Source organism: Pseudomonas sp. FG1 (assembly GCF_034313875.1).
Taxonomy (GTDB): domain Bacteria; phylum Pseudomonadota; class Gammaproteobacteria; order Pseudomonadales; family Pseudomonadaceae; genus Aquipseudomonas; species Aquipseudomonas veronii.
The window spans coordinates 4,019,977-4,032,790 of sequence record NZ_JAVIWP010000001.1 but is presented as its reverse complement, the minus strand read 5'-3'; the positions used below and the strand labels follow the sequence as shown (position 1 = coordinate 4,032,790).

Annotated in this window: 9 protein-coding genes; 1 reads left to right on the top strand and 8 read right to left on the bottom strand. The window is 61.0% G+C overall.

The window, feature by feature from the left end; genetic code table 11:
* Positions 1–2: 2 nt before the first annotated feature.
* From tssH to RGV59_RS18565, 8 genes are all read right to left on the bottom strand, one after another.
* Positions 3–2,657 (bottom strand): type VI secretion system ATPase TssH, encoded by a 2,655-nt coding sequence (gene tssH, locus RGV59_RS18600; RefSeq protein WP_126587265.1) that lies wholly within the window; start codon positions 2,655–2,657, stop codon positions 3–5.
* Between the two features lie 155 nt (positions 2,658–2,812).
* The gene (locus tag RGV59_RS18595) at positions 2,813–3,304 is read right to left on the bottom strand and encodes an Hcp family type VI secretion system effector (protein WP_046383733.1); all 492 of its coding nucleotides are present in this window, start codon (positions 3,302–3,304) and stop codon (positions 2,813–2,815) included.
* A 24-nt stretch (positions 3,305–3,328) separates the two neighbouring features.
* Positions 3,329–5,047 carry an OmpA family protein gene (locus tag RGV59_RS18590; protein ID WP_126587266.1) on the bottom strand — a complete coding sequence of 573 codons (1,719 nt, stop codon included), beginning with the start codon at positions 5,045–5,047 and terminating at the stop codon, positions 3,329–3,331.
* Between the two features lie 6 nt (positions 5,048–5,053).
* Entirely contained in the window at positions 5,054–5,737 is a 684-nt protein-coding gene (gene tssL, locus RGV59_RS18585) for a type VI secretion system protein TssL, short form (RefSeq protein ID WP_046489055.1), read from the bottom strand.
* Positions 5,734–7,089, bottom strand: a complete 1,356-nt coding sequence (tssK, locus tag RGV59_RS18580) for a type VI secretion system baseplate subunit TssK (RefSeq protein WP_126587267.1) — start codon at positions 7,087–7,089, stop codon at positions 5,734–5,736. The genes tssL and tssK overlap by 4 nt, the downstream gene beginning before the upstream one ends.
* A gap of 23 nt (positions 7,090–7,112) precedes the next feature.
* Positions 7,113–8,651: a type VI secretion system contractile sheath large subunit gene (gene tssC, locus RGV59_RS18575; RefSeq protein ID WP_126587268.1), complete on the bottom strand. Its 1,539-nt coding sequence runs from the start codon at positions 8,649–8,651 to the stop codon at positions 7,113–7,115.
* Positions 8,652–8,684: 33 nt separating this feature from the next.
* Positions 8,685–9,188 (bottom strand): type VI secretion system contractile sheath small subunit, encoded by a 504-nt coding sequence (gene tssB, locus RGV59_RS18570; protein WP_046383738.1) that lies wholly within the window; start codon positions 9,186–9,188, stop codon positions 8,685–8,687.
* Between the two features lie 474 nt (positions 9,189–9,662).
* On the bottom strand, positions 9,663–11,291 hold the full coding sequence (locus RGV59_RS18565; RefSeq protein WP_126587269.1) for a PvdJ/PvdD/PvdP-like protein: 1,629 nt from the start codon (positions 11,289–11,291) through the stop codon (positions 9,663–9,665).
* 142 nt (positions 11,292–11,433) lie between these two features.
* Here RGV59_RS18565 and pvdM point away from each other — a divergent pair, with 142 nt between their 5' ends.
* A complete protein-coding gene (pvdM, locus tag RGV59_RS18560) occupies positions 11,434–12,798 on the top strand; it encodes a pyoverdine-tailoring dipeptidase-like protein PvdM (RefSeq protein WP_126587270.1) in 1,365 nt (454 codons plus the stop codon).
* Positions 12,799–12,814 lie beyond the last annotated feature (16 nt).

The following is a 12,814-nucleotide window of genomic DNA, read 5'->3' as shown; positions in this document are numbered from 1 at the left end:
GTTCACACCTCCGGGGCGACGGCCTGCGCCGTGTCTTGAACATCGCTGAAATGCAGACTGATCCCTTCATCCTCGCTATAGCCCAAGCTCACGCCGTGGGTGCGCAGTTGCGCCGCTCGACGCGCCAACAGTTGTTGACTGAGGACCGGCAGGAGCTGCTCGTTAAGCAAGCTGTCGATGTTGCGTGCGCCTGAATCCGGTAGCAGGCAGGCGGCAACCAAGGCGTCGTTCAGGGTGTCGTCGATCCGGCAATCCAGACCGTAATGACGCTGCAGGCGCTTGGCGACCTGGGCCAGCTTGATCGCAACAATGCATTTGAGTGCGTCGGCTTGCAGCGGGCGATAGATCAGGGTTTGAAAGCGCGCCAGCAACGCTGGCTGGAAGTGTTCGCGCAGGATCGGACGCAGTCGTTCATGCAGCACGCTGTCCGGTATCTCCGGGTGTTCCTGCACGCTGGTGTGCAGTAGATCGCTGCCGAGGTTGGAGGTCATCAGAATGACCGTGTTACGGAAGTCGATCTCGCGCCCTTCGCCATCGCGCATAAACCCACGATCGAAGACTTGGTAGAACAGGTTAAGCACATCGCGATGCGCCTTTTCCACCTCGTCGAGCAACACAACGCTGTAGGGCCGCTGGCGCACGGCTTCGGTCAATACACCGCCCCGGCCGTAGCCGACGTAGCCGGGTGGCGAGCCTTTGAGTTGACTGACTGTGTGGGCTTCCTGGTACTCGGAAAAGTTGAGGGTGATCAGTGATTTTTCGCCGCCGAACAGGCTGTCGGCCAAGGCCAGCGCCGTTTCGGTCTTGCCCACGCCGCTGGTGCCGACCAGCAGGAACACGCCCAACGGCGCCTTCTCATCGGTGAGCCCGGTTTTGGCCGCACGCAGGCGCTGAGCCAAGGCACTCAAGGCCGGAGCCTGGCCGATCACGCGCGCTTGCAATTGCTGTTCGAGCAGCAGCAGATTGGCCTGCTCGTCCTTGAGTAAGCTGCCCAGTGGCACGCCGGTCCAATCGGCGATGACTTGCGCCACGCTACGTGCGTCGACATCCAAAGACAGCAGTGGCTGGCTGCCTTGAATGTCACTCAACTGCCGTTGCAACTGTGCACAGGTATCCCGCTGCGGTGGCTGCGCCTGGCGCGCAGCAATCAGTTGTTGGGCCAGATCGAGTTCTTGGCGGTATTGCTGTTCCAGATCGGCGTGCTGACGTTGCAGATCGGCGTGTTGCGCGGCAATCGTCGCCAGACGCTCATCCACGCTGTGGCCGCCAAGCCGCTGATCCTGCTCCAGCGCTTGGCCCTCCAGTTCCAGGGCCACTTGCAGGGCACTCAGACGGCGCAACGCCTGCGGTTCGCAGTCCAGGCTCATGCACACCCGGGCGCTGGCGGTGTCCAGCAGGTCGACGGCTTTGTCCGGCAACTGGCGCCCCGTCAGGTAGCGCCTCGACAGGCTGACCGCCGCCTGCACTGCCGCATCCTGGATATGCACACCGTGATGGCTGGCGTAGCGCGCCTTGAGCCCGCGTAACATCAGGCAAGCATTCGCGTCGTCCGGTTCCTCGACCTTGACCATTTGAAAGCGTCTTTCCAAAGCGGCATCACGCTCGAAATACTGCTTGTATTCACTCCAGGTGGTCGCGGCGATGGTGCGCAACTCGCCACGGGCCAGAGCGGGCTTGAGCAGGTTGGCCGCATCGGCGCCGCCGGCCTGGTTGCCGGCCCCGACCAGAGTATGGGCCTCATCGATAAACAACAGCACCGGTTGTTCGCACTGCTGTACGGCGTCGATCACGTTTTTCAGGCGTTGTTCGAACTCGCCCTTGACGCCAGCGCCGGCTTGCAACAATCCCAGGTCAAGGGTACGCACACTGACTGTTTTGAGACTGTCCGGAACCTTGCCTTGGGCAATGCTCAACGCCAGACCTTCGACCAGCGCCGTTTTGCCGACACCAGGCTCGCCCACCAGGATCGGATTGTTTTTGCGCCGACGGCTGAGGATGTCAATGACCTGACGGATTTCATCATCGCGGCCGAACACCGGGTCGATCTTCCCTTGCGCGGCCTTGGCGGTCAGGTCCTGGGTGAACCTGTCCAGCAGCGCCGCTAACGCATCGTCTTTCGACACGCTGGGCGGGAGTATGGCGAGTTCACTTGAAGGCACCGCGGTCACTGACGTCTGCACCGCGGGGCGCTCTTCGGAGGTTTGGTCCAGTAGCACCTGCAGCCGCTGCAACTGCGCCTCACTGAGACTGAGCAAAGGCCATACGGCTTCGCACGCCAGCAGGTTGGGCGTCTCCATCAACGCGCTCAGCAGATGTACGGAACGCAGGCTGTCGTTGTGCTCGTCCAATGAGGCACGCAACCAGGCATTTTTGATCAGTTGCTGCAATGGCGCCGACAGCTGCGGCTTGCTCTGCACGCTACGCGGCAGGCGATCGATGTGCTCCAGCAAGCCATACCACAACGTCTCCATATTCCGCTCATAGCGACGTGCGATCACGGTAAGGTCGCCTTCACCTTGCCCCAGCAACTTGAGTAGCCAGTGTTCGACGGTGATCTGCGCGTGGGCACGGCTCTGGCACAACGTGGCCGCTGCACTCAACGCCTGGGCGCAGTAAGGGTTGAGACGACGAAGCAAGCGCGTGGAATTCTGGGCCATACGGCTACATCCTTGTTCGGTGATGGTGGTACGCGATCGTTAACGCCAGTCGCGTGCCGGAAACTCGATGTGTTTGGCTGAACGCCCGCGAACGGACGCTCAACCCAGCACACCGGGAGCCAGCAGGCAAAGACCCACCTGCTGCTCTGGGCGTATCAAGCGCTTTGGCGTTCATTCCACGAATCGGAGTGGATGATGTTGCCGTCCTTGTAGGTCCAGGTGACCTTCTCGTAACGCAACTCCACCTGCTCGAGGTGGTTGTGCTTCTCTTTGCTGGGGTCTTTGACGTCGTGCATTTTCGGCGCAACCTTCACGACCTTGACCTCTTCGAGTTTGGTGATGAAGTACTCGACCTCCTGCCCCGCATCGTCGATGCGGTACCACTTGAACTCGGCACTCTTGAGGGTTTGCCCGGTAGTGACCGCCTTGTAGAGATAGGGGCTGGAGGCATCGATTTCCTTGGAAAACAGAAACGGGGTGTGAACCCGCGTACCGGTCAATTTCCCGGTGTTGTTGTCGGTGGGGATGTACAGACTGTGATCCTGGGCAACCACCTCGATGCTGCCCTCGCGTTGTTGCACGTTCACCGAACCCTTGATAGTTGCGCCGCCGTCGTCTTGCAGCCAGAGGTAAACGGGAATTGCCATGTGAAGCTCCTTTTTCTCGTAGATTTAAATGTCGCGGAATGCGACCGGGGGTTGCCTGTCCGGGCTTGCAACGGGAAGCGCGCAGGCCCCCGCCTCAGGCACCAGACGGATATCAACGCGGCGGTTGGCTGCACGCCCCGCCTCGGTGTCGTTACCGGCAATCGGCTGGCTGGCGCCGAAACCCTGTACAGCAAAGCAGCTGTCGGGAATGCCGCCCATGCGTTGCATCCAGTCGTGCACGGCAGCGGCGCGGGCGCGGGACAGTCGAAGGTTGTTCTCGGGGTCGCCAGTGGCATCGGTATGCCCCGAGATCACGATCAGCCAGCCGGGCTGGGCCTTGATATCGACCAGCGCATTGATCAGGATCTTGGCTGAATCCGCCTTGAGCTGGGCACTGCCGCTGGCGAACAGCGACAGGCTGTCCAACCGCACCGAGCTGGAAGCCCGCGCAGGCGATGCGGCCGGTGGCGGCTCAACGTGAGCAGCCAGTACCGCCAGCAGCGCAGCGCGCAGGCGTTCGCCGCGATACAGGCCCAGGCCGAATGCCGGGGGCGCACCGTGCCGGTAGTACGCGTCCAGACGCTGGGCGTCCTGGCGCAACACGCCCACGGCACTTTCACGCCCAAGAAACTCGCGCTGATTGCGCTGGGTCGGTTGCGGGATCGCCGAATAACGTCGCAGGTCATCACTGACTTGGCGCAGCAACAGGGCGTTCTGCCACGCCGAACTGGCAAGTGCGACAACACCGGCGACGGCGAACAACCACAGCGCAACAACGCTCGCGCGTTGCACCGGGGAACGCAGCGGGCCGAGCGGCAGCAGGTTGAGCAAAGGGTCCGGGAACGGCAACACCGCATCGGCCACAACCGCCCTGTGATCCGCCAGCGCGACTTTGCTGCGTAACCATTGCTGCCACAGGTTCCCCTTCACGGCATGCGCCAATGCCGGCACCCACGTAACTGCGCAGATCGCCGCCAGGCCAGAAGCGCTACGCGTGACAAGGTGCGGCAGTACCGCTTCGTGAAGCCACGCCACAGCGCTGTTCAGTTGAATGCTGACGTGCATCCGAGCGGCCTGCCTGGGCGAGTCAGCGGGTTGCTGTTGCCAGTCATCCAGGCTGACGCAAGCACCCGCATCACACACACGGACCTCGGCCTGCCCGCTGCCCCAACAGAACCAGGGCGCCTCGTCCTGCAGGGTTTGCAGGTAGCTCACCAGCAACAGCGGCAGCGCAACCCCGCGTTTGCGGGCCAAGGCCAGTTGATGACTGAAGGCGCGCATCTGACCGGCGAGTACCGCCCCATCACTGTGCGCGCCGGGGCTGACGCTGAACATCACGCCCAGTTGCCCGGCCCAGCCAGGACGCAAGGCCAGAAGGTGATCGGTGATAGCCGGCAGTTGCTCCAGGCTCGGTACGCGCACGTAGCACCCTTGCTCGGTCACCCGCAGGGCCAACTGCCCGGCGGCAACCCCGCCGAACAGCCCATCCAGGCCATCACCGCAGACCAGCACCACCGGCTGACGAAACCCCGCAGCGGGCAGCACCATGCCCTCGGCCAACCTCACCGACCCACGCTGCCGCTCGGCGCGCAGGCGCAGCGATACCCAGGCCCACGTCACACAACACACCGCGATCAGCACGCCGAGCACACGCGCCCACATCGCCAGCGGAATGATGAGCAGCAACGCGAGGACGAGGACACCAGCCCACAGGTAAAGGATGCGATGCAGATTGAAGGTCATCCGAATTTACCCCTGATCAGGCAAGAGCGAGGCAATCGCATCGCTCAGCAGATGATCCAATCCCCACCACGTCGCAACCAGCAACAGGGCCACTGTCAGCAGATGAATCAAGGGCGAGCGCAGCCAGCCAAAACCCGCGCTGAGTTCGCCACCGGCCACCTGCGTCGGCACCTGTTGGCTGACCTTGAACGGCGCCGCCTGTGCGTTGAGAGCAGCCAATAGTTGCTCGCGTCCGGGGTCGCTCAAATCACGATAGCGCCCGCGAAAACCCAACATCAATACGCGCTGAAATACCGTCAACACATGCCGGTCCGGCGCGGGTTCGCTCAACACGTCACGCATGGCCTCGTACAGAAACTCACCGGCCTGATGACGATTGAAGAACTTGGCCTGCAGCGGTTCGCTGGCCCAGGCAGCGCGGGCATCTGCGTCGGCGCAGGTCAGCACCGTTTCGTCGAGTAACGCGCATTGAGCATGACTGATGTGGTCGATGTTGCGCTGACTCAGGCCCGCGCGTTCAAGGTGCTGCCGAGCCTGCTCAACCTGTTCGATACAAAGCTGGCCCAACTCCCGGCCAGGTTGCACCGAGGCGCCCTGGCGCAACTCGACCACCAATAGGTAGGTGTCCTGTAACAGCGCGTCGATATCCACCGCTGCTGCGGCTTGCTCGTTGGAAGGCGTCGGTTTCATGAGCGCAGCACCGCAAACAATTCCAACTTGACGTCGACCAAGCTGCTGGGAACGTAGAAAGCACAGACTCCTTCGTCCAGCACCGCCTGCCCCTTGGAATGCCCGAGATCCAGTGCGAAGTACTGATTTTCCAGGCGCAATGGAATCGCCGCCGGGACATGGCTGAGGGATTGCAACGGCACCCCGTCGAGCGCCGCGTTGATCAGATAATCGACCTCATCCGGCGTACCGATCTTGCACAGGCGCGGGAACTGGTCCTGCACCTGCGCCGCCGGTAGCCGACTGCGCACCGACAGATAAAAGTCGGCCCCCTCACGCTCGCGCAAGCGCGGATCATTCAGCGTGACTTGCCAACGATTGGCCCCCTGCACCTCCAGGCTCAAAGCAATGACCCGCGACGGCAGACTGGCCTCCAACAACAGCGACAGGGTGTGCATCAGCGGCGGGAACACCGCCTCCAACGACGTATGCCGGTAGGCGGGGATCTTGTCCACGTCGTGTTCCAGCGAAAACGTGAGCAGGCCACCGGCGAGCTTGATCAGTTGCTGGTAGACCTGCTCGGGGTGGCGCGCGGGAAACTCCCGAAGATCGGCCAATACCGGCTGGTAGGTATTCAACGCATTGAGCAGCCAGAACAGCGACACGTCGGCGACGGCAAAGTCGGCCATGCGCTGATTGCTTTCCCGCCGCATGCCCATGAGCCGTTGCCGCTTGGCGGACAATTGCGTCAACAGGTTGTCCAGCTGGTTCAGCAACCCCGGGTGCGCGGCGAAGCTCAGCAACGGCGGCACATAGCCCGGGTCGAGGCTCCAGGCGCCCTGCCCGTCGCGCACCAGGCGCGCGACTGGACACGTCATGTAGTCCGCATTATCGTCGCGCTGCAGGCGCAGGCTCAGTGCATGCTCCAGCACGCCTATCGACTGCACCTCATCGGCATACATATCCTGTACGTCGCGCCAAGACTGGCGATAGCGTGTGGGCCGATCGGCCCTGCCGCCGTCGAACACGCAGTTGTCGCCATTCGCCTGTTCCAGAGGCAAGGCCAAGTGCAATAACGCGTCCTGATCTTCGTCGGCCAGCAACTGCGCCAGCTCCAAGGCCGGAGGCAGGCGGTCGACCTGCTCGGTGTCGATCCAGGTGCCATCGGGCATGCGGACCCGCAACTGAGTCGCCTTGAGCTTACCCAGCCGTAATGCATCCAGGTCGAACCCTACCGCCTGGACACCCCAGGGGTGTGCCAGGGCCAGGTGCGCGAGTTGTTCGTTGGTCCAAGCCTCCCAGCGCGCCTGTTGCTGGAATTGTTGCGGCGACAGCAACGCCCCGGCGGCCCACAGAGGGCGATCGATATTCATGGCATCGTTTCCCTACGACTGAATCAGGCTTTGGCCTTGGGCATCTGCGAAACCAGCGACAAGTTCACGTCCATGCCCTCGACTTGGAAGTGCGGCACGGCATACAACTTGACGCGGAAGAAACCGGGGTTGTCCTCGATGTCTTCCACCGTGACCTTCGCCTCCCGCAGCGGGTGTGAGGCCTGCAAGTCATCACCCGGATCAGTCATCTCGGTGACCAGCCCGCCGATCCACTTGTTCAACTCCAGCTCCAGCAAACGCCGATCCTTGGTGGTGCCAATGTTTTCGCGCTGGATCAGCTTCAGATAGTGAGCAATGCGTGACAGCAGAAAAATGTAAGGCAGGCGTGCGTTGATTCGACTGTTCGCGGTGGCGTCGGCCGTGTCGTACAGCGCCGGCTTTTGCGCGGAGTTGGCCGAGAAGAAACACGCATAGTCGCGGTTCTTGTAGTACGAGAGCGGAATGAAACCGAGGTTGGCGAACTCGAACTCACGGGTTTCCGGAATCATCACTTCGGAAGGAATCTTGACCTGATTGCCAGTGCCCAAGTCATACAAATGGATAGGCAGTTCAGTGACCGCACCACCCGACTGCGGCCCACGTATCTGCACGCACCAACCGTTGCTGATGAAGCTTTTGACCATGTTCGCGGCAAAGGCAAACGATGCGTTGGTCCACAGGTACTTGTGGTGATCCGGCCCTTTGACATTCTCGACGTAATTGAAGCTGCGCACGGGAACGGTGTCGGGCCCGTAGGGCAAGCGCCCCAGGACCCGCGGCATGGTCAGGCCGATGTAACGCGCGTCGTCACTGTCACGGAATGACTTCCACTTGATGTATTCGGCACGATCAAAATAGTTGCCGATGTCCTTGATTGCGGCCACCTCCTCCATGGTTTCCTTGCCGAAAAACGCTGGGCCTACAGCCCCCACAAACGGCATGTGGGCGGCGGCGGCGACTTTGGAAATATTGCGCAGCAGCGCGATGTCCTGAGGCCTGCGATCGAATTCGTAGTTTGAAATAGCCGCCGCAATCGGCTCGCCCCCCGGTGTGTCGTACTCTTGCGTGTAGGTATGCAGGTACAAGCCGCTCTGGGCAATTTCAGGCGCGTCCTCGAAGTCTTGCACCAGGTGGTCCTTGCTGACATCCAATAGTTCTATGCGAACGTTCTGACGGAAATCCGTCTGATCAATCAGCGATTTCACACCGCGCCAGGTTGACTCGACGCGCTGGAAGTCCGGATGGTGCATGATCGCATCGAGTTGACGGCCAATCTGCCGGTCCAACGAGGCAATATGCTCATCCAACAGGACTTTATCCAAACGCTCGATTTTTTGCGGCGATTGCTTAAGCAACTTTAAAAACACACTGACCGCTGCCGTCACCCGCTCATCGGCGGACACCTCGGACAGCGCATCCGAGTTCTGGAAGATATCAATACCGGCCAATTCAGCAACAGGACTTAAATTGATCTTGTTAAACAGCGCAGCATAAACACCCGCAGACTCTTCAGACAACACTGTGGCGCCGCGCGCTTGCACGTTGGAATGTTCTAAGGACATGCTTTAACTTCCCTTTTAAATTACCGCTATGAATTAACGCTCTTCTTCAGGCGCCAAGGCAGCCAACTCAGCGCGCAGTTCGTCACTGAGCGCGTCATCCTTGAGGATGCGCTCCAACTCATGGCGGAAGGTCACGTTGTCCAGCAGATTCGATTTCAGATCACGCAACAGGTTGCGCATCGCCAATAACGCACGCAGTTGTGGAATCTGCCGTGCGACCTGCTCAGGCTCGAAGTCCTTCATGCACCGGAAACTCAGTTCGACAGCGGTGTCGGACGCATCGTCGTCCAAGGTGTTGTCGACAGCCAGCTTCAGACCCGGCGAGAACTCGCCCAGGACGCTGTCAAAGTTGTTCTTATTGATATCAACCTTGCCGCGCTCGGAGAGCGGACGCTGTTCTTTACCGTTACTGTAGTCACCCAGCACCATCAGTTTCAAAGGTAACTCAACCTTTTTCTGCGCACCGCCAGTATGCAGGTCGAGCTTGATATTAACCCTGGCCTTGGGCACTTCATTTTGAAAGCTGCTTAGCGTCATCGTTTCATTCCGTGAGTTATCCAACAGCATTGATCTGCGGTCAGATGGAAATTAAAACCGGAATCCAATCAACTTAAATTCCCTTTCCGGAAGCCAAAGCGCTACATGGCACATGGCGTCCGCTTGCTCACTAGAATGAAGTATCACTGCCGGAACTTACCAGCCCCCGAATCACGGACGGGAACTTTCCATTGCGCATCAGGGATATTTCCCACAAAGCACAAAGATTATCTTTCTTGCAAAGATTATTGAAGATTTAAACCACAGACAGGGACCTCGCTGTCGGATATTTCTTAACCGTGGCGACGCCCAATAAAAGATCAGTAGAAATATACCAACCCATATGAATTTCTTTCAACATCTTCCATTGTTTATAGTACTAAAACCTATAAAAAACACCCACGTGCCGACCAGAAGATAAACCATCTCCGTCTCAGCTTTACATCATAAACATTGAACTCCAGCAAAAAACGCCTACACCTCGCGCGCCTTGACCTTCAAATGCCGCGCATACCATGGCCGCTTCGGCACCCGTTTGAACAAACCCTGCAGCGCTTCGTCTTGCGCAGCAAACGTAATTCGCAGAGCGAGCTTCATGATCTCTGGGTCCATCTCCATCGAACGCCCCCTCTGCAAGCCTGGCGTGGTGCTGCAGCCATGGGTATCCGGGCCCAGCCACGGGTCGCCGACTTCAACCCAACGCCCCGGCGCGAACCATGCCACGCCGTTGACCTCCAGGCGGCTGACCTGGCCGGGATGGAAGCGCTCATGGGCGCGGAACCAGTCTTCGATGCGGTCGTCGATCCAGCCATGGAAGTGCCAGAACACCGGGTTGACGTGGGAGGAAAACGGATCGCCAAGAAAGTCGTTCTCGGGCGCATACCAACGCGCGGCAAAGTCTGCCGGGTCGCGGGCGAAGGGCACGGGGGCGCCGTTGGAGGGGTCGCGGGGCACCGAGGCCCAGCGCATGTGCAGCCAGTCATGCAGGCCCAGTTCCATTTCGGAGCCGAGCTGGCCCAGGGTCAATTTGGCCAGGTATCGCGGGTCGCGGTATTGGGATTCCCAGACCTGGAAGTTGCTGTGGTAGGTCTCGGCGGCTTTGATATCGCTGACCCATTGGGTGTAGTCGCCGTCGTCCGGCGCCAGCCAAGTGGGTGGCAGGGCAAAGCCGTCATGGTTGTCGAAGTAGCGCAGGAAGCCCAGGCGATCACGTTCCAGGGCCGGTTGCGGTTCGGGGAAGGCGGACCACGACGGCAAGTCTTGCATCGAACGTGCGGTGCCGAGCATATGCCGATGCATGAAGAAGAAGTCGATGCCCGAGCCGTTGCGATCCTTGAGCTTGCCCCGCGCGTCGCGCTCCTTGCCCCGTGGGCCGGGCTGCCAGCCGATGCCACGCAAGGCGTCGCGTTTTTCCTCGGAGAGCTTGTGCCATTGGTCGCGCGTGGCGTGCCACAGTTGGTGGAACAGGCGGTGCTCGGGGGAAATCAGCCAGGCCAGCAGCGAAGGGTTGAGACCGATGCGTTGGCGGGCTTCGGGAAACGGCTGTTTGTGGGCAACAAAGCGATTCTCCGGCGCGGTCAGCGCCAGGGGGCGGTCGAGGTCGAGGATCTGCCCGCTGAGGGTGCCGCTGCCGGCGTTGCCGAAGACGCCCCAGACTTCATCGACGGTCATGCTGAATTCATAGGCCGGCGCGCCGTCGGCGGCATCACGGTCGATCAGCCGCCAATAGAGCTCGGTGCCCTCGCCCGCGAGCAAGTCACCCAACACGCGATAACGGGGTTCGCCATCGCCGCGCAGGTGCTCGGCCGTGTCGAGATAACCACGCAAGCCACGCCCACGCGGCGCGACATCGAGCAGCAACGCCAGGCCCTGCGCGGGCAAACCCTTGAGGCCGGCATCGCGGCCTTCAAGGCGCAGGTTCCACACCCCGCGCAATGTGTTCGCCAGGTGCTGGCCGGCGGTATCGGCAAGATCCACCGTGGCTTCGCCGGGGGTGATGGGGAATTCTTCACGCGTCCACTCGCGATGGGCATATAAGGCCGCCGGCACGGCGGCGCCAGTCAGCGCCAGGCCTGCGATGAACCCACGTCGAGAGATCGTCATTGTCTACCTTAGGAAACGGCGTTATCAGAGCTAGAACGTTTACTCGCGCGGGAAATTTACCGCGCCGTCGCCGAGGCCTAAATTTCCGCGCTCATCGCTCGTTCTTCCCAGATAGCAAAGGCCTCAACTGACTGAGACGGCAATGACAAAACCACGTTCGAAAAAGGCGCTGTTTATCGGCCTGCCACTGGCATTGGCCATCGGCGCCGGGGCCGGTTTCCTGGCCTGGGATCATTGGTTCCGAGGCAATGCCGGCTACCCGCTGGCGGTGATCAAGCAGGCCAATGACCTGCAGGAGCGCCTGTTGTCGTTCGACAGCCATATCACCGTGCCGCTGGATTTCGGCACCGCCGGCAATGAGGCCGACCACGACGGCAGCGGCCAGTTCGACCTGGCCAAGGCGCGTCGCGGGCGATTGTCCGGGGCGGCGCTGACGGTTTTCGGCTGGCCGGAAATCTGGAACGGCGCCAATGCTCCCCACAGGCCCAGCGACGGCTTTGTCGAGGAAGCCCGCCACGAGCAGGAGGTGCGCTACAAAATCATCTCCGGCATGGTGCGCGACTTCCCCAACGAAGTGGGCATCGCCTACACCCCGGATGACTTCCGGCGCCTGCATGGCGAAGGCAAATTCGCGATCTTTATCAGCATGCTCAACGCCTACCCGCTGGGCAGCGACCTGAACCAACTGGACCTGTGGACAGCACGCGGCATGCGTATGTTCGGCTTCAGCTATATCGGCAATAACGCCTGGTCCGACTCGTCGCGGCCACTGCCATTTTTCAATGACTCCACCGACGCTCTCGACGGCCTCTCGGACATCGGCCAGCAAGCGGTACACCGCCTCAATGACCTGGGGGTGATCATCGATGTGTCGCAAATGTCGACCAAGGCCCTGGAACAGGTTGCGCAGTTGAGCCGCACGCCACTGGTGGCCTCCCACTCGGCGCCACGCGCGGCGGTGGATATCCCGCGCAACCTCAGCGACAAGGAACTGCAACTGATCAAGCGCAGCGGCGGCGTGGTACAGATCGTGGCCTTCTCCGCCTACCTTCGCCCGCTGAGCCAGCCGACCCAGGACAAGCTCAACAGCCTGCGCGCCCGCTTCGACCTGCCACCCCTGCCCAACCTGGCCGTGGCCCTGATGCCGGGCGACGCAATCATCGCCGCCTGGCCCGAGCACACGTTCGGCGAGTACGCCAGCGCGCTGTACGCCATCCTCGATGACGAACCCAAGGCCACCCTCAAGGACCTGGGCGATGCCATCGACTACACCGTGCGCAAGATCGGCATCGACCATGTCGGCCTGGCGTCGGACTTCAACGACGGCGGCGGTATCGACGGCTGGAACAACGTCGGCGAAATCCGCAACGTCACCGCCGAGCTGATCCAGCGCGGCTACTCCGAAGCCGACATCGCCAAGCTGTGGGGCGGCAACTTTCTGCGGGTGTGGGAACAGGTACAAAAAGCCGCCAGGCCCTTGGCCAACCGCTCATCACCCTCGACGTAAGCCCGTGAGCACAACA